Below are 15,738 nucleotides of genomic sequence, written 5' to 3' on the forward strand. Positions count from 1 at the left end.
CTTGATTTTTCGATCAAAGAATGCAATAATACATCTGCTCTTCCCAGGGTGCCCCCCTCACTCTGGGAAGAGTTTTTTATTCTGGAATTATTGGTGTTTACTTGACTTTCACTATTTCCATGCCATAATGACATCAATAGAGGATTTACGCAGTTTGGTAAAAGTATACCGAAAATGGGTGCGTGAGGCGCAAAGCTCATTTTTCGGTTTACATCCACCGAAGTTGCGTAGGGCCTGCAATATTTATATTCATGAGGAGGTTATAACGATGGCGGAAAAAAGTGATTCTGAAGAAAAAAAAGTGAAGAAAGAAATCGCTGAAGTAGGAAAAGCAGCCAAGAACAAGAAAGACAAAAAGGGTGCAAAAGGCAAAAAAGGCAAGCCGGATAAGAAAGACAAGAAAACCAAGAAAGAAAAAAAGGGTAAAAAAGATAAAAAGGATAAGAAAGGCAAAAAAAAATAGGCTTTGATGCAACTCGATAGTTTTAAAATAAAAACAGGACAGTTATAAAAAAAACTGTCCTGTTTTTGCTAGTTTATTCCGTTGTGTTAGAGAGCTACAACGTCTTTAGCATTGGGGCCTTTTTCGCCTTGCTCAACGGTAAATTCTACACGTTGACCTTCGTCCAGGTTTTTGAAGCCTTCGCCAATGATAGCGTTAAAGTGAACGAAAACATCACCGCCAGCATCGCGCTCAATAAAGCCGTAGCCTTTTGAGCCATTGAACCATTTTACAACACCTTGTTCTTTTGACATGATTTGAAACTCCTTTCGTTGATTATTTGCTGGGTTACGCATGGGTTCCAAATCAAAGGTAAAACTTTTTTTTAGAACTTCTGTTTCACAAGCAATATAGTGTAACACATAACTGAATAAAAAGTGTATTAGTTTTATTAGAAAAAACCTTGCACACAAATATCGCCGCAGATTTCTGAAAAGTTGAAGATAGCGACCTTTAACGTTGCTCCAGTTCTCAACTTTTTTTAACATAAAAGCGCACCTTTCGATGCGCTAATAATATAGGCCGGGTGGGGGTCGAACCCACACGATGTTACCATCGAGGGATTTTAAGTCCCTTGCGTCTGCCAATTCCGCCACCGGCCCAACACCGTTAATTCTACACGGAGTTTTGGATTGGTCAAGGGATGATGCGCGCTATTCGTCGGGGCTCCATACTTCCCACACTTTGCCGACCAGCCCGGGGCCAGGTTTCAGCGTGGGTTTGCCGGGTTCCCAGCCAGCAGGTGTAGCTTCTGTGCCCTTAGATGCGCGCACAAGTTGGAAGGCCTGTACCTGACGGATGGTTTCGCCAATTTTACGCCCCACGGGCGGTGTCAATACTTCCATGCCCTGAATCACGCCATCGGGGTCAATGATGAAGCGTCCCCGCAATTCGATGCCCTGGTTCTCATCGTAAACGCCAAAGGCGCGGCCCACATTTCCGGCTTGGTCCGATGCCATATGGAAGGGTATGCCTCCATCGACCATTCTGACGAGTTCATAATCATTCCACATTTTGTGAACAAAGTGGCTATCAACGCTCACTGAGATAACTTCAACGCCCAGTTTTTGCAGTTCGTCATATTTATCGGCGACCGCCGATACTTCGGTCGCTCAGACGAAGGTAAAATCGCCCGGATAGAAGCAGACTAATACCCATTTGCCGAGGTAATCGGATAGCTTGACCTGGGTAAATGCACCTTTGAAATAGGCTGGCGCGGTGAAATCTGGGGCTTTTTGTCCTACACGAGCTGTCATTTTCATCTCCTGTTTCTGTGTAATTGTGTCGTATTGTTCGGATGCTGGTGTTGATTCTGTTGAAACAACACCGGTGATGCGGGCACACCCTTGAGGCTGTTCGCTCATAAAAACTCCTTTCAAATGCTCTAATGCTTATGCACTTGCAATTATAGCAGAGTGCGCAGTATGTATGACAAAAATGGAGTAAAGATTACCAAAAAATCGAATTTAAGTTCCATGTGAGTAAATAAAATCCCCTTTCAAAATTCTTGGAAGGGGATTTTATTTCAGTGTTGGGTACTAAAACCTAATCACCGGAAACAGGGATTTCAACAGGTTTCTTGCTTTGGCGGATTGCCCAGACCAATGCTGCGAGGAGGACTACGATAGCTAACCAGCCACCAAAACCAAGCGTTTTGTAAGTGACGATAATTGGAGCGAAAATCAACGCAACCAGATTGACCACTTTAATCATTGGGTTGAGGGCGGGGCCGGCAGTGTCTTTGAAGGGGTCGCCAACGGTATCGCCAACAACGCTGGCTTTATGGCGCTCAGAGCCTTTGCCAGTATTCTTTTCCAGGTCAACCGGTTCGTCTTCGATCAATTTCTTGGCGTTATCCCATGCACCACCAGCGTTATTAAGATATACCGCCAGTAATTGTCCCGAAACGATGATGCCAGCCAGGAAGCCTCCCAGGGCTTCAACTTGCAGCATCAGCCCTACAACAATGGGGGAAAGCACACCAATCAGCGCCAGGGGGATCAATTCTTTTTGTGCCGCTCCTGTAGAAATATCAACAGCCGCTTTGTAATCGGGATCGACTTTGCCTTCGAGTACGCCTAGTTTAAACTGACGACGCACTTCTTCAATGATCAAGGAGGCCGCCCGACTAACAGCTTGAATGGCGAAGGATGAAAAGAGCCAGGGGATGGCGCCGCCGATCAACATGCCGACGAAGACCTGAGGCATAGAAACGCGAATGCCGTTGGCCAGCGCCAGGGGGTCAACCCGGCTTACGTCGGTGATGAAAGAGCCAAAGAGCGAAACGGCTGCAATCACAGCGGAGCCGATAGCAATGCCTTTGGTGATGGCTTTGGTAGTGTTTCCAACGGCATCCAGGTCGGCCATAATTTTCTGGGCCTTCTTGGTGTCTTCATCTTCCATGCCGTTCCAAGCCATCTCGCCGATGCCAGCGGCGTTATCAGAGATCGGGCCGAAGGAGTCCATAGCAACATTGTTGCCGGTGAGGGTCAGCATCCCGATACCTGTCATGGCGACGCCGTAGAGAACGTAAGTGAATTGTTCAACAGGGTCGGAAGAAACACCGCCATAGATGATGATAGAGCCAAAGATCGTTGCTGCAATCACCAGCACGGACCAAACCGAGGATTCAAACCCTACGGATGTGCCCGAGAGAATCAGAGTCGCGGGGCCAGTATCAGCAGATTTCTTGATATCCTGAACCGGTGCGCCGTGGGAACCGGTAAAATAGTCGGTCAGGCGGTCAATCAAAATTGCCAAAAGCACGCCAATGGCTGTCGCCAGGAAAGGTCGCCACCAGCCGCCGGTGACGTCTTTCATGTAGAAAAATGCAACGGCCAAAAACATGATAGTGGATAGCGCAGCGGATGATAAGAAGCCATTAAAAATGGCTTGCATAGCGTTGCCGCCTTCTTCCGTAGAGTCGCTTTTTACCAGATACGTACCGATGATGGAAGCGATCACACCGATACCGCGCACCAATAAGGGGTAAATAATCCACTCCAAGTGACCGGTGATAGCGTGCAACGCGACACCTAAAATCATGCTGGATACAATCGTGACTTCGTAAGATTCAAAAATATCAGCAGCCATACCGGCGCAATCACCTACGTTGTCGCCAACCAGATCGGCTATAACAGCCGGGTTGCGGGGATCATCTTCAGGGATACCCGCTTCAACTTTGCCTACTAAATCGGCGCCAACATCAGCAGCCTTTGTAAAAATGCCGCCACCGACTCGCATGAAGAGCGCGATCAGGGTGCCGCCGAAGCCAAAACCTAATAATACATCGGGGGCTGCGATGCCAAAAACAATAAAGATGATTGTGCCGCCGAAAAGTCCTAGTCCATCGGTGAGCATACCGGTGATAGTGCCTGCCCGGTATGCGATGCGCAACGCATCGCCAAATGAACGCCTTGAAGCCGACGCTACGCGCACATTGCCCTGTACGGCCATGCGCATACCAATCTGGCCCACTGTGAGGGAGAAGCCCGCCCCCATTACAAATGCGATTGCGCGTCCCAGGCCAATAATCAGACGAATTTGATCGTGTGTCATCGTATGGAAACGTTCAAGCGCTTCGGGAGTAGGCGGAACGATGTACACCGAGAAGAACATGGCGATTGTGAGAATGCCAATCAGCGGCAAAATGCTCTTTAATTGGCGGCGCAAATAAGCATCTGCGCCCTCACGAATCGCGTTCCAGACTTTTTGCATAGCGTCGCTGCCTTTATCTTCACGCATAATTTGATTGCGTAAGAAAAGGGCATATAAAAGCCCTAAAATCGAAACGCCTAAAACGCTCCAGATGGCTATTTGCTCAAATGAGGTGAGTCCATACATAGAAGTTTATCCTCCAGCCTATACTTTGTTAATTAATAAGATTAATTGGATTGAGGCATTGTACAAGTTGCAAAACGTTGTGTCAAGTTTTGAGATCAATGGAACCGTTTCCGGATTGTGGCTTTTGAACGCTTCTGCCGTGTTTATTAGCGTTTCGTTAGAAGCAAAACCAACGCTTGACGCATATTTGTTGCCTGAGTATATTTGGTAGCGTGCGACCGCCCATCTTACAAAGCACTGCGGTTTCTTCACTCAAATCGCTGTGTTTTTTTGTTTGTGCCATGGGTATTGGGTGTTGCTTTTATTGTGAAAAAAGAGTATTCTCTTACTAACATCCCCTCAAAAAAGTACCCTGCCAAGCAGGATTTATCTGGTATGAGGGTGTTGGAGATTATATGATAGACGAATCGATACTATCCAGCATAAACGATGTCGAAAATTTACATGATGGTGGTGATGAAGGTTCCCCAGTTGCCCGTTTGGTTGAACTTGGACGAGAGCAAAACTACGTCTCCATTGACGATATTATGGGGTTTTTTCCCGGCGCTGAACAAGATATTAGCCAATTAGAAGAAGCGTTTGCGGCCTTGCTGAGCGCGGGAATTCCGTATATCGATGATGAAGATATTGACGCCCAGGTTGAGAAAGATATTGATGTAGATGATGAGATCGAAGAAGATGATTTGGCTTTTGATGCCAATTTTCTGGCGAATATTGATACCGGGGATACAATTGGTCTTTACATCAAAGAAGTTGGGCGCGTGCCTCTGCTGACTGCCGAGCAGGAAGTGAACCTATCCCAGCGCATCGAAAATGGTCGTACGGCGCGCGAGGAAATAGCAAGCAGCAAGCTCAGCCCAACGCGGCGATATGAACTTCAGCAAGCCATTCGTGATGGTTGGGCTGCTCGTGAGCATTTGATTACGGCCAACTCGCGCCTGGTGATTAGTGTTGCGAAAAAATATATGGGGCGTGGCGTTCCGTTTTTAGATTTGATCCAGGAGGGGAATATTGGCCTGATCCGTGCGGCCAAGAAATTTGATTACCACCGTGGCTATAAGTTTAGCACCTACGCAACCTGGTGGATCCGTCAGGCGGTGACACGTGCCATCGCCGATCAGGGGCGCACCATTCGTTTGCCCGTTCATATGGGCGATCAAATTAATAAACTGCTGCGCGTCCGCCATCAGTTAACGCAAGAGTTTGGGCGTGACCCATCTATACAGGAAATGGCGAGGGTGCTACAGATCGCTGCCGAAAAAGTGGAGTATATGATGAAAGTGGCGCGGCGCCCGCTATCGCTGGAAATGCCTACCGACGATGAAGCGGACTCCGTTTTAGGTGATTTCATCCCCGATGAGGATTCGCCTCCCCCGGACGATAAAGCCATCCAAAACCTGCTCAAAGAGCATCTGACTGCTGTGTTGGATAACCTGCCCCCAAGGGAGGTGCGCGTATTGCAATTGCGATATGGTTTGCTCGATGGACAGTTGTATACTCTGGAAGAAGTAGGGCGTAAAATGGGCGTCACGCGCGAGCGTGTGCGTCAGATTGAAGCTCAGGCCCTCAGCCGCCTGCGTAACCCGGCTATACAAGAAAAATTGAGCGAATATCTGGATTAGAAAAAGACCCTGAAGGTTCGCCCTCAGGGTCTTTTTGCGTAAATTAGCATCCCATCGCTGCCGTAAATATCGGTGGGGATTTTGTGCAGCAGGACGTAGTTATTGTCAAAGCGGGGGTCAGCGAATAACCCTTTGCGACCATAGATTTCCAGAAGAATCACATAATCAGGCTGCTGTTCGATGATTAAATCGGGCGGGACGGCGTAGCTGATGGCGTAGTACGTCTCATCGAGGGGGTAGTATTGTAGCGAAACAGGCGAGTTCAGCCCCACAGTGTCGAGGATGCGCGTGGGGGTATAGAAACCCAGCACACCGACATCCCCGGCGGCCAGCGTGGGGATGGATTCTTCGCCGCGGGTTTGAATTTCATCATTGAGCCAATCAGCGGCCTGACGGTAGAGCAGTTCGAGTTGAAACCAGGCCATTTCTGGCGCGGGGCGTTGCGGGCCGTGATCGGGCTGGAGTTGCCAGCCTCGCAGCGAGGAGATCAGCGGGAGCAGCATTAACATGGGGAGTAAAATCTGCTTCCAGCGCGGCAGCCGACCCCGGGCCGAGTCTGAATTTCCTGTGCCTCGCACAAGTTTTTCCATCCCAATAAGAATGAATAGAAAGTAAACCGGCAGCGGGGGTGTGAGATACCAGCGGAAGATGAGCGGGTTGGCAATGGCAAAGACGGCAAAATAAAGCCAGGGATAGAGCGCCCAGGGCCACAGGCGCGGGTTTTCTTTGAGTGCAGCGCGTGCGCCGACGTAGAATAAAAACGGAAAAAAAATCAGGCCGATGGCGATCCAGGGAATGCCAAAGGTGAGGTGCCCGAGGAAAGGGGTGGCGTAATGCTGCATCAAACGAATGAGACCGGCGTTATCGGGCAGACGATAGGCCAGGGTTTTTGCGGCCACAGAGTGCGGGATGGGACTGCCGAAGTAAAGTGTGGCGAAGCCAAACCAGGCCGCGGTGGGGAGGCCGAAGGCGAGCAGTTCGGCGAGGATGAGGCCCGCGGCTGGCCGTCGGTCGTCGGTCTTCTGTTGATTATCCTTCCAGATGGAGGCGGCGCGGTCAAAGGCGAGCAGTGCCAGCAATAGCAGCGCATCGGGACGGGTGAGCAGGCTCAGGGCGGCCAGCCATGCGGCGCGGGTGTGTTTATCTGAAATATGCGCATAGACGGTGGCGGTGAGCAGCAGCATATACAAGCTGGTTTCCAGTCCGCCGATGGCAAAGGTCACGCTGAAGGGAGCGATGGCCCAGAGTAGGCCAGCCGTGATTCCAGCGTAGGGATGTTTCAGGCGTTTGCCAATTTGCCAGAGTAACAGGGCGGTTGCCGTGTCGGCCAGGGCGTTGACGGCCAGCGCGATGGCCGGGAAATCGGCCGTGGTGCCGCCGCGCAATGCGCCGAGCATAACCATTAGCAAGGTAAAGAGCGGGGTGGTGGTGCCCTGAACGCGCTCGCCGGGGTTGTAGACAAAGCCCTCTCCGGCTAGAATATTGCGCGCATAACGATAGGTGATGAAAGAATCGTCGATGGTGCGCGCTCCGGGAAGAAAGCGGGCGCAGAGTGCCAAAGTGATAATGACTAAGAATGGCAGAATGTGGCGACGTTTGAGCATGGGATGATTATACGGTTTTGGGTTCAAGGTGACAAGTTGGAGGATGAAATATGACGGTTGGAAAAGCTTTTGATGAATCGGTGGCGTATTACGATGGCTGGATTAAATCTGCGCTTCCGGGTTATGCGGCGCTCTTCGCCGCGGCGCTGGATGTTATTCCGTTCGAAAAGGGGGCGGCGTTGGATATTCTGGATTTGGGGGCCGGTACGGGGCTTTTCGCAGAATATGTGCTTGGCAAGTACGAACGAGCGCGTTTTACGCTGTTGGATATTGCCCCGAAAATGTTGGCGTTGGCTGCGAAACGTTTTGAAGCCAACCGGGCGCAATTTGATTTTATTGAGCAGGATTTTCGCCAATTTGACGCGCCGCAAAGTTTTAATGTGGTGATCTCCAGCATGGCGATTCACCATTTGACAGCAGGCGAAAAGCAACAACTTTTCTCGGCGATCTTCCGCAGTTTGCGCGCCGGTGGTGTGTTCATCAACCTCGATCAGATCAAAGCCCCCTCGCCGGAGTTGCAGCAATTCTATTGGGATCACTGGCTGGCGCATGTGCGCGCCCACAACGCCGCCTAGGATCAGATTCAGGCCAGTATCCAGCGCCGGTTAGAGTTTGACAAAAGAGAACACGGAGCGATGGAGATTTTTCTAAAAGGGTTTTTCAAAAACGCTGTTCTCTCTGTGGCTAAAACCTATTTGGTTCCAAATCATTTGTGTTGGGGATTCATCGTTGCGCTCAAAATGACTACGAAAAAAATACCGTTCTAAAAATAGCTTTATTACAGCGAGATCACGGCCAGGGATATATCACGGAAGTAGTGTTTTCGAAAATGGCGCTTGAGACCGTGTTCATGGATGCAATCAGTTGGTGACTGTCGAATCCATTTTCGCTCAGTTCTTTTTTGGAGATATACAAATATGTCGGTCTGATGCCCTGTACTGCCGCCCAGTCTTGCAGACAAGCGAAATTCGCTCCGGCGCAGGTTTGCAGCGCCGCGTGCCGCTCAACCCGGCGATTGAATTCGCCCTCGGGCAGCCATTCGTGTCCCTGTGGGGTTGCCAAGCTGCTGCGCTCGCTCAAAGTTGGGAACCACTCCGATGTGTAGTCGATGCCATAGCTGCGCGCGCCGGTCAGGATGATGAAAGCTGCTTCGCTCGACGTATTCTCTTTGACCCACGCCATTGCCTGAACCTGTTCGGAAGAAAGGCGTGCATAATGGGGCGCCAGATACGCAGCAACAACGCCATAGATGAGCAGAAAGCCGAGTGCCAGTTGATAGACGGGTTGCACACGCGCGCCCCGGGGTTGATTCGCGTCCGGGATGAGTAGCACAGCCTCGAGGCCTGCTCCGGCTAACAAGGCCGCGGGAACCGCGGCATAGGCTGCCCCCAGGCGTGGTTCGAAGATGAAAACACCCAATAACCAGGTCGGGATGAACCAGCGTCGCGCTCTCAGGCTGTTGAAGAAACCCAGGAAGCAAAAAACAGCCAAAAAAGCGATCAACGCTTCATTCGTGAAGAGAAAACTGAAGGGGGTTAGCAGCGCGGTGATGGAAAATGTCTCGGTCTGGAAAGGGGAGCGCAAGGTCTTCAACCCGTGTCGGACAACAACCGAAATCCACCACGGCGCGGTCAGTGCGATTGTGCCCGAGGCAGCCGCGAAAGATAACTTAATGCGCTCAGCGATTCCGCGCGGAGTGTGAAAGATGAGCAGCAGCGCGCTGCTGTAGGCTGCGAACCAGGCCATCCCCGGATGACTGAGCAGGGTCAGCCCGCCAAATAGGGCTGTACGCGCCAGACGAATTCGATTGGGTTGTGTGTAGAGCGCGTGTAGTTCGCTCAGGGTCAGCAGCGCAAAAAGCAGCCCCGGGGCACGCGTCAGCCCCGCGCCGACGATTAGCGGATCAAAGGCAGTAGGCAGCAGGGCAAAGCCAAAAGTTGCCAGCAATGCTGCGTTGCCAGTCGGTAACAGTTTGCGGGCCAGCCCGTAAAAAACCGGAATGGTGAGTGTGCTGATAATAGCAGGCAGCAGGCGGACGAGTTCTATCAACGGCAGATGCGTCAGCGCGGCGATCCAGTGTGTCAGGAAGAAAGCCAGCGGAGGGTAGGCGTAGGGAATCTGGGAATGATTGTAACTGGTGAAATGCGGCAAAATCCCCGGCGAGTTGGATAAATCTTGCACCATAGTGTAAAACAGCCCGCCATCGTTAAGCGGGTACGCGCCACCAAGCGGGTGGATGATGCGCACGAAACCACCCACCAGAATGGCTATGATGAATAGCATTATTCGAATCTTCGGGGCAGATGTTGTTGTGGGATTCGTCACAGGGATTTTGTTAACAAATTAGTTCGGGTTTACAAAATTGCAAAACATGCCGCGGATTGATGCGTTACAATACAGCCATTATGCGTTTACGTGACCGATATTATCATACGCTCTCCAGAATTCCAAGCGCCCTGTGGCTGGCCGGGGCGCTATTGGTTGCTGCCCTATTAAAAGTAAGCCTGCTGTTGGCGGAGGCCGTACCCTTCAACAGCGATGAAGCCGTTGTGGCATTGATGGCGCGGCATATTCTGCAGGGTGAGCGCCCGATCTTTTTTTATGGGCAGGCCTATATGGGCAGCCTGGATGCTTTTCTGGTCGCGTTCGGGTTTTGGGTGTTTGGTGAACATGTCTGGGTCATTCGGCTGGTGCAGGGTACGCTCTATTTGGGTGTAATCGCAACCACTGCCCGGTTGGGGAAAGCATTGCTGGGGTCGCAACGCGTCGGGCAGATAGCCGCCTGGATGTTGGCGATTCCCGCGGTCATTCTTACCTTATATACTACGGTGTCGTTGGGCGGTTATGGCGAAGCCCTGTTGCTGGGGAATTTGATCCTGTTGCTGGGTATGAAAATCCTGAACGCGCTCAAAAGCGAAGCGCCGCCTTCGCTATGGCTGTGGAGTCTGTGGGGCAGTATGGCCGGGTTGGGCCTGTGGGTCTTTGGCCTGACGTTGGTATACAGCATTCCAGTGGGGCTGGTTCTGTTGTGGCATTTGTGGCGGCGGCAAAAGTTTGTGCCGCGGGTTAGGGCCGCCGTATTTTTGCTGTTTGGCGTGCTGGTTGGAGCTTTGCCCTGGATTTTGTACGCCCTCTCACATGATGTAACGGTGCTGCTGGCTGAGTTGGGCGGCAGCGCCATCGCCGGAGCTTTCCCGAATCACTGGTTGGTGCAATTGTGGGAGCATGTGTGGACCTTGATCTTATTTGGCAGCACAGCGCTCTTTGGGCTGCGTCCCTCGTGGGGGATTCATTGGTTGGCCTTGCCATTGCTCCCGGTTGTGCTGGTCTTCTGGATGGCGGTGCTGGTACACATGGGTAGGCGTTTGCGACGGGAGCAGAATCAGCGCCTGGGGGCTGGTTTGCTCATCGGGGTAGCACTCACGCTGGGGCTGGGTTTCGTCTTCACGCCTTTTGGCGGCGATCCATCAGGGCGTTATTTTCTCCCGGTTTATATCCCTATGGCGCTCTTTGCGGCTGAATTTCTTCTTTGGATGCGGGAAGAGCAGGGACGCTGGGTGTGGCTATTTCTGGGGCTGGTGCTTGGCTATAATTTATGGGGTACGCTACAGAGCGTTGCCCTAAACCCGCCGGGAATCACCACGCAGTTTGATCATGTCGCCCAGATTGATCACGCCTATATGGATGAGCTGATTGAATTTTTGCAGGCCAATGGTGAGACACGCGGCTACACCAATTATTGGATCAGCTATCCCCTGGCCTTTCGATCATCTGAAGAAATAATCTTTATCCCCACGCTGCCCTATCACGAAGATTTTCGCTATACGGGGCGCGATGACCGCTATCCGCCTTACACGAAAATGGTCGCGGAGAGTGAACGCGTGGCGTATATCACCAGCAACCATCCCGCGCTGGATGACTGGCTGCGGGTGCAGTTGGATGGGCTGGGGGTTGAGTATTTAGAGCACCAGATTGGCGATTATCATCTGTTCTATGCGCTTTCGCGCGCCGTGCGTTTGCCATCTTTTGATCAGACCGCTGCCGCGCGCAGCCTGGAGTGTATGCGTTATGCCAACAAGGTTGAAGAATAACCCCCTGGCTCCGGCGCTGGTCACCGGTCTGGTGCTGGCGGTTTATGTGTTGGTTGTCATCTTGCAGGCGGGCGGTGATCCGCTGGCGTTGGCGCGCATTGGCACGCGCTTCAGCGAAGGCGATCCCCAGGGCAGCGAAGGCTATGATGGTCAGTTTGTGGTTTATATTGCCAGCGATCCTCAGCCGGATTCAGTGGCCGATCATTTGGATGTGCCGGCTTACCGTTACCAGCGGATTTTGCTCCCGGTGCTGGCGCGTCTGCTCGCGGGGGGCGCTGCGGGACGTATCCCGTGGGCGCTTGCCGTGATGGGGGTGGTGACTCAAACCCTGGGGACGTGGGCTGTGGCGGTTCTGCTCCGCCGCTGGAATGTCAGCCCGTGGTATGCGCTGATCTACGGCCTGTGGGTGGGATTTGTGCTGGCTGTGCGCCTCGATCTGCCGGAGCCGCTGGCCTACGGGTTGGTAGCGGCGGCGTTGCTGGCTATTGTGGATGAACGGCATGTTCTGGCCTGGGCGCTGTTGGCGCTGGCAATTTTTGCCAAAGACGTAGTATTGCCCTTCGCGGGGGCGTTGGGGTTGGTATATCTCTGGCGGCGCGAATGGCGGCGAGCGTTTGGTTTGGCGGCTGTCGCTGGGCTGCCGTTTGCCATATTCCAGTTTTGGCTGTGGCGGGTGTTTGGCGCGCCGGGGCTGGGTTCGGGCGGTGCGTATGCCACGCCATTTGAATGGATTCCCTTTATGGGGTTGTTGAGGCTGGGTTATTATGATCCTTCGCTATTGCTGGTGTATCTGGTAGTGTTTGGGCCATCCATCATTTTGCCGACGATTTGGGGTTTGGTCACTGCGGGGCGCAAATTGCTCGCCGGGGATGTAAATATCTGGAGCCTGGGATTGGTTCTGATGTCCCTCAGCGTGATTGTGCTGCCCTTTTCGACCTTTGCTGAACCGGGCGGTTTGTTGCGTTATGCTTGCGGTTTAGCGTTGGCGGGCTTGTTATTTGCAGCACGGTATAAACATCAACGGGCGTTGCGCTATGCGCCGCTTTGGCTGGCGATGAATGCAATTTTATGGGCGGGTGCAGGATGACGACACGACGATTGGTTTTCTGGATTACTTTATTGGCGATCTTTGCGATGGCCGCACGCATCTCTGTCGATACCGATAGCTGGTGGCATTTACGCGCCGGGCAGTGGATTGTGGAAAATCGGCAGGTATTGCAAACGGATCCTTTTTCATACACGCGTTACGAAGAAGCCTGGCATTACCCCGGCTGGCTGGCTGAGGTGCCCATGTATGCCATCTATCGGGCGTTTGGCCCCGGAGGGTTAAATTTGTGGACTGCGGCGATGGTAATGTTAACTTTCTGGTTTATTTGGAAAACATTAACAGGGGGCGAATTTTTACGAGCCTTTGTATTGATTTTAGCGGCGACATCCTCCGGCGTATATTGGGCGGCGCGGCCGCATCTGGTGACATTTGTTTTTTCCGCAGCTTATTTGTGGATACTGAATGACTGGTCGGATGATCGTTTGCCCTCCGTCTCACGGCGACTTTGGTGGCTGCCTGTGATGATGGTGTTGTGGGCGAATAGCCACGGTGGATTTGCGGTGGGTTTCATCATCTGGGGTGTGTATATGATTGGAAGGTTGAAAATTGAAGGTTTAAGGTTGGTTGAGAATAAACGCCAGGGCTCAATTTTTAACCTTCTACCTCCATCTCGACAGCTATTGATGGTGGGCGTTGCGATGATTGTCGCCGTCTGCCTCAACCCCTCTGGCCCGGTGATGTTGTTGTACGCGTTTAAGACGATCAATATTGGTGTGCTGCAAGATTTTATTCAGGAGTGGCAGTCGCCAAATTTCCACGAATGGGCGGTGCAGCCATTTATGTGGCTGGTGCTGATTCTGCTCGGTGTGCTGGGGGTCTCAAAGCAGCGCATTCGGCTCGAAGATTATTTATTGCTGGCTGGTTTTGGCTATCTCGGATTTGTGGCGGCGCGTAATATTGCCCTGTTTGCTTTGGCCGCGCCGATGGTGTTGACGCGTCATGCCGCGCCGCTGCTGGAGGAGCTGGGCGAGCGTTGGGGATTTCGGTTACCCGCACGGAGCCCCGCGCGCCTTGCACGGGGGCAATCTATTTTGAACTGGATTCTACTGGGGGTGTTGATTCTGGCTGTGGGGGTGAAATCCAGCCTGGTGATTCCACAGTCCGAAAATGAAACCCATTTTCGCGCTACCTTGCCGGTTGCCGCAGTGGAATATATCCGCGACGAACAACCCAACGGGCGCTTGTTCAACTCGTATAACTGGGGCGGCTATTTGCAGTGGGCGCTGCCGGAGTATCCGGTGTTTGTGGACGGGCGCACAGATTTGTATGGCGATGAAATTATTTTGCAGTGGATTCAGGTTGTGCAGGCCGATGATGGCTGGCAGACTGTGCTTGATGATTGGGATGTGAATCTGGTACTGATCGAACCGGTTCGCCCGTTGGCGCGCGAATTGGCAAATGAAGACTGGCAGTTGCTATATGAAGACGATTTGGCGGTAGTGTATGGACGGTAGGCTGGGCATGCAAAAGGAGCAACGTTGATGACGATTTCTAGCCTGGGGTTGTTTTTCCCCATGTACAATGAGCGAAAAAGTATTGAAAAATTTATAGGCCATATTGAACAAGAAGTTTCGCAAATAGGGATCGATGATTATGAGATTTTACTGGTAGACGATGGCAGCCGCGATGGCTGTGATCAGATCGTTGCCGAATGGGCGCAACGCAACCCGCATGTGCGTATGGTGCAGCATGAACAGAATCAGGGGTATGGCGCTGCGCTGCGCACCGGCTTTCTGGAAAGCCGCAAAGCGGTTGTGTTTTATACCGATACGGATTTGCCCGCCGATATCGCCGATCTGGAGCGGGCGCTGCCATTGATGGCTGAGGCGGACCTGGTGATTGGCTACCGGGTTGAACGCCATGAAACTTTGCGACGGGCAATTTATTCGCGCATCTACAATTTTCTAATGCGTTTGTTTTTCGACGTGCATGTACGGGATGTGAACTTTTCTTTCAAGGTAGTGCGTCGTGAAGTTTTGGATAAAATCCAGCTGACCGCGACTTCGGTATTTATCGATGGTCAGCTATTGGCCGAAGCCCGGCGCTATGGTTTTGCGATTGCTGAAATTCCGATTGAATACACGCCGCGCGAATTTGGTGTTTCAAATTTCGATAGTTTTCAGGCAGCCTGGTCAACCCTGACTGAGATGGTTATCTATTTGCTAAAAAAGTCCCAAAAGCCATAATCGCTGAACGAGTGTGAATTTTTATGTTAGAAGAAGCGCATCATAGCCTCCATACGTTGGAGAACGATCATTTTTGGTATGTGGGCGCACGCGCCGTATATCGAACTTTGTTGAATCTTGGGCTGGGAAACGGCCATCCTTCGCTACGGATAATTGAGGTGGGCTGTGGTTCTGGCGGCAATTTCAATTTACTCGAAAGCTATGGTCCTACGGTTGGCGTCGAAGTTTCGTCCCTGGCCCTGAGCCTGATTGCCCGGCCGCCAGCGTTGGGTCTGGTGCAAGCCAGCGCCGACGCTTTGCCGTTTGCCGCGGGCAGTTTTGATGGTGTGGCGTTGTTTGGCCTGATCGAGCACATGCCAGATGATTTGCTGACTTTGCAAGAAGCCCGGCGCATGTGCCGCTCCCGCGGGTGTGTGGTCTTGCTGACGAGCGCTTTTCCTTTCTTGTGGTTCACCACGATGAAGCTAACTTGCATCGGCGCCGGTATTATCGCCGGGAGTTGGTGCAAAAGTTGACGATGTCTGGGTTGCACCCGATACGGGTTTCATTTCAGAATTTTTTCACGTTTTTACCGGTCTGGATGACTCGTTGGTGGCAACGCCGATCACCGCGCCCGCCAGAGTATGATATGGGTACGCTATCCCGCGGCGTCAATGCGCTGCTAACCGGTTTGTTGCGTCTGGAGGCCTGGCTGATCCGCCGGGTTGCCCTGCCATTTGGCGTCGATTTGGTCGCTGTATGCCGCCCTTTAGAAAATCATGAATGAAATCGCCAAACTTATG

Annotated in this window: 13 protein-coding genes, 1 tRNA gene and 1 pseudogene; 8 read left to right on the forward strand and 7 right to left on the reverse strand. The window is 52.1% G+C overall.

Features of this window, described 5'->3' with window-relative positions:
- The first annotated feature begins 340 nt into the window (after positions 1 to 340).
- Positions 341 to 463: pseudogene (locus HN413_17415) on the forward strand (polyamine aminopropyltransferase).
- 86 nt (positions 464 to 549) lie between these two features.
- Here HN413_17415 and HN413_17420 read toward each other — a convergent pair.
- The 4 genes from HN413_17420 to HN413_17435 form a co-directional block, all read right to left on the reverse strand.
- Positions 550 to 756, reverse strand: a complete 207-nt coding sequence (locus HN413_17420; protein MBT3392181.1) for a cold-shock protein — start codon at positions 754 to 756, stop codon at positions 550 to 552.
- Between the two features lie 264 nt (positions 757 to 1,020).
- A tRNA-Leu gene (locus HN413_17425) sits at positions 1,021 to 1,104 on the reverse strand.
- Positions 1,105 to 1,155: 51 nt separating this feature from the next.
- Positions 1,156 to 1,866, reverse strand: a complete 711-nt coding sequence (locus tag HN413_17430) for a peroxiredoxin (protein ID MBT3392182.1) — start codon at positions 1,864 to 1,866, stop codon at positions 1,156 to 1,158.
- A 181-nt stretch (positions 1,867 to 2,047) separates the two neighbouring features.
- A complete protein-coding gene (locus tag HN413_17435; protein ID MBT3392183.1) occupies positions 2,048 to 4,345 on the reverse strand; it encodes a sodium-translocating pyrophosphatase in 2,298 nt (765 codons plus the stop codon).
- A 395-nt stretch (positions 4,346 to 4,740) separates the two neighbouring features.
- Here HN413_17435 and HN413_17440 point away from each other — a divergent pair, with 395 nt between their 5' ends.
- On the forward strand, positions 4,741 to 5,967 hold the full coding sequence (locus HN413_17440) for a sigma-70 family RNA polymerase sigma factor (GenBank protein MBT3392184.1): 1,227 nt from the start codon (positions 4,741 to 4,743) through the stop codon (positions 5,965 to 5,967).
- A 23-nt stretch (positions 5,968 to 5,990) separates the two neighbouring features.
- Here the strand turns inward: HN413_17440 and HN413_17445 are convergent, their stop codons facing one another.
- A complete protein-coding gene (locus HN413_17445) occupies positions 5,991 to 7,571 on the reverse strand; it encodes a hypothetical protein (protein MBT3392185.1) in 1,581 nt (526 codons plus the stop codon).
- 50 nt (positions 7,572 to 7,621) lie between these two features.
- On the opposite strand from HN413_17445, the gene HN413_17450 reads away from it, so the two are divergent.
- Entirely contained in the window at positions 7,622 to 8,146 is a 525-nt protein-coding gene (locus HN413_17450; GenBank protein ID MBT3392186.1) for a class I SAM-dependent methyltransferase, read from the forward strand.
- Positions 8,147 to 8,360: 214 nt separating this feature from the next.
- Here the strand turns inward: HN413_17450 and HN413_17455 are convergent, their stop codons facing one another.
- Positions 8,361 to 9,854 carry a hypothetical protein gene (locus HN413_17455; GenBank protein MBT3392187.1) on the reverse strand — a complete coding sequence of 498 codons (1,494 nt, stop codon included), beginning with the start codon at positions 9,852 to 9,854 and terminating at the stop codon, positions 8,361 to 8,363.
- Positions 9,855 to 9,955: 101 nt separating this feature from the next.
- Here HN413_17455 and HN413_17460 point away from each other — a divergent pair, with 101 nt between their 5' ends.
- Positions 9,956 to 11,662, forward strand: a complete 1,707-nt coding sequence (locus tag HN413_17460; GenBank protein MBT3392188.1) for a hypothetical protein — start codon at positions 9,956 to 9,958, stop codon at positions 11,660 to 11,662.
- Positions 11,640 to 12,749 carry a hypothetical protein gene (locus HN413_17465; protein MBT3392189.1) on the forward strand — a complete coding sequence of 370 codons (1,110 nt, stop codon included), beginning with the start codon at positions 11,640 to 11,642 and terminating at the stop codon, positions 12,747 to 12,749. The genes HN413_17460 and HN413_17465 overlap by 23 nt, the downstream gene beginning before the upstream one ends.
- Positions 12,750 to 13,618: 869 nt before the next feature.
- Here HN413_17465 and HN413_17470 read toward each other — a convergent pair.
- Positions 13,619 to 13,711 carry a hypothetical protein gene (locus tag HN413_17470; GenBank protein MBT3392190.1) on the reverse strand — a complete coding sequence of 31 codons (93 nt, stop codon included), beginning with the start codon at positions 13,709 to 13,711 and terminating at the stop codon, positions 13,619 to 13,621.
- Positions 13,712 to 14,251: 540 nt separating this feature from the next.
- Between HN413_17470 and HN413_17475 the strand changes: the two genes are divergently transcribed.
- The 3 genes from HN413_17475 to HN413_17485 all read left to right on the forward strand — a co-directional run bounded on the left by HN413_17475 (position 14,252) and on the right by HN413_17485 (position 15,722).
- Positions 14,252 to 14,956 (forward strand): glycosyltransferase family 2 protein, encoded by a 705-nt coding sequence (locus HN413_17475; protein MBT3392191.1) that lies wholly within the window; start codon positions 14,252 to 14,254, stop codon positions 14,954 to 14,956.
- Between the two features lie 23 nt (positions 14,957 to 14,979).
- Entirely contained in the window at positions 14,980 to 15,471 is a 492-nt protein-coding gene (locus HN413_17480) for a class I SAM-dependent methyltransferase (protein MBT3392192.1), read from the forward strand.
- 113 nt (positions 15,472 to 15,584) lie between these two features.
- The gene (locus HN413_17485) at positions 15,585 to 15,722 is read left to right on the forward strand and encodes a hypothetical protein (protein MBT3392193.1); all 138 of its coding nucleotides are present in this window, start codon (positions 15,585 to 15,587) and stop codon (positions 15,720 to 15,722) included.
- Positions 15,723 to 15,738 lie beyond the last annotated feature (16 nt).

The organism is Chloroflexota bacterium (assembly GCA_018648225.1).
Taxonomy (GTDB): Bacteria; Chloroflexota; Anaerolineae; order Anaerolineales; family UBA11858; genus NIOZ-UU35.

Coding starts and splice junctions, on each gene's coding strand:
- HN413_17420 (MBT3392181.1), bottom strand. CDS start 756: ATGTCAAAAGAACAAGGTGTTGTAAAATGGTTCAATGGCTCAAAAGGC.
- HN413_17435 (MBT3392183.1), bottom strand. CDS start 4,345: ATGTATGGACTCACCTCATTTGAGCAAATAGCCATCTGGAGCGTTTTA.
- HN413_17440 (MBT3392184.1), top strand. CDS start 4,741: ATGATAGACGAATCGATACTATCCAGCATAAACGATGTCGAAAATTTA.
- HN413_17445 (MBT3392185.1), bottom strand. CDS start 7,571: ATGCTCAAACGTCGCCACATTCTGCCATTCTTAGTCATTATCACTTTG.
- HN413_17450 (MBT3392186.1), top strand. CDS start 7,622: ATGACGGTTGGAAAAGCTTTTGATGAATCGGTGGCGTATTACGATGGC.
- HN413_17455 (MBT3392187.1), bottom strand. CDS start 9,854: ATGCTATTCATCATAGCCATTCTGGTGGGTGGTTTCGTGCGCATCATC.
- HN413_17460 (MBT3392188.1), top strand. CDS start 9,956: ATGCGTTACAATACAGCCATTATGCGTTTACGTGACCGATATTATCAT.
- HN413_17465 (MBT3392189.1), top strand. CDS start 11,640: ATGCCAACAAGGTTGAAGAATAACCCCCTGGCTCCGGCGCTGGTCACC.
- HN413_17470 (MBT3392190.1), bottom strand. CDS start 13,711: ATGACGCGTCAACACCATCGGCGCGGCCAAAGCAAACAGGGCAATATT.
- HN413_17475 (MBT3392191.1), top strand. CDS start 14,252: ATGACGATTTCTAGCCTGGGGTTGTTTTTCCCCATGTACAATGAGCGA.
- HN413_17480 (MBT3392192.1), top strand. CDS start 14,980: ATGTTAGAAGAAGCGCATCATAGCCTCCATACGTTGGAGAACGATCAT.
- HN413_17485 (MBT3392193.1), top strand. CDS start 15,585: ATGGGTACGCTATCCCGCGGCGTCAATGCGCTGCTAACCGGTTTGTTG.